The sequence below is a fragment of the Nucisporomicrobium flavum genome, from assembly GCF_016464385.1.
Classification (GTDB): Bacteria; Actinomycetota; Actinomycetes; order Mycobacteriales; family Micromonosporaceae; genus Actinoplanes; species Actinoplanes flavus_A.
In genome coordinates, this window is the sequence record NZ_JADMLH010000046.1 from 1 (window position 1) to 1,346 (window position 1,346).

Here is a 1,346-nt window from a genome sequence, read left to right on the forward strand (position 1 = left end):
CCGGACATCGACCCCGAGGAAACCAGTGAGTGGGTCGAGTCGCTCGACGGAGTCATCGACGAACGCGGGGCCAAACGTGCCCGTTACGTGATGTTGCGCCTGCTCGAGCGGGCCCGGGAGCGGCAGGTCGGGGTGCCGCCTCTGACGTCCACCGATTACATCAACACGATCCCGCCGGAGCAGGAGCCCTGGTTCCCCGGTGACGAGTTCGTGGAGCGGCGGATCCGCGCCTACATCCGGTGGAACGCGGCGATGCTGGTGCACCGCGCGCAGCGGCCGGACATCGGGGTGGGCGGGCACATCTCGACGTACGCGTCGAGCGCCAGCCTCTACGAGGTCGGCATGAACCACTTCTTCCGCGGCAAGGAACACCCCGGCGGCGGGGACCACATCTTCTTCCAGGGTCACGCCTCGCCCGGCATGTACGCCCGCGCGTTCCTCGAGGGCCGGCTGTCCAGCGACCAGCTCGACGGGTTCCGCCAGGAACTGTCCCACGCGCCGCACAGCCTGCCGTCGTACCCGCACCCACGGCTGATGCCCGACTTCTGGGAATTCCCCACCGTCAGCATGGGCCTGGGCCCGCTGAACGCGATCTACCAGGCCCGGTTCAACCGCTACCTGCACCACCGCGGCATCAAGGACACCAGCCAGCAGCACGTCTGGGCGTTCCTCGGCGACGGCGAGATGGACGAGGTCGAATCGCTGGGCGCGATCGGGCTGGCCGCCCGCGAGGAACTGGACAACCTCACCTTCGTCATCAACTGCAACCTGCAACGCCTCGACGGCCCGGTACGCGGCAACGGCAAAGTCATCCAAGAACTGGAGTCGTTCTTCCGCGGCGCCGGCTGGAACGTCATCAAAGTCGTCTGGGGCCGCGAGTGGGACCCGCTGCTGGCCGCCGACACCGACGGCGCCCTGGTCAACCTGATGAACGTCACCCCCGACGGCGACTACCAGACCTACAAAGGCGAATCCGGCGCCTACGTACGGGAGAACTTCTTCGGCCGTGACCCGCGCACCCGCAAACTCGTCGAGCACATGAGCGACGACGAAGTGTGGAACCTCAAACGCGGCGGCCACGACTACAAAAAGCTGTACGCCGCGTACAAGGCCGCGATGGAACACACCGGCCAGCCCACCGTCATCCTCGCCAAGACCATCAAGGGCTGGACGCTGGGGTCGCACTTCGAGGCGCGTAACGCCACGCACCAGATGAAGAAGCTCACCCTGGACGACCTCAAGGGCTTCCGCGACCGCCTCTACCTGGACATCTCCGACAAGCAGCTCGAGGAGAACCCGTACCTCCCGCCGTACTTCCACCCGGGCGAGGACTCGGACGAGATGAA

At 66.4% G+C, this 1,346-nt stretch carries 1 protein-coding gene; it reads left to right on the forward strand.

The genetic code is table 11. The features are described 5' to 3' along the window. Positions 1-1,346: pyruvate dehydrogenase E1 component-related protein (locus IT780_RS41420; RefSeq protein ID WP_504739636.1), on the forward strand; the 1,346-nt coding region annotated here is incomplete at both ends.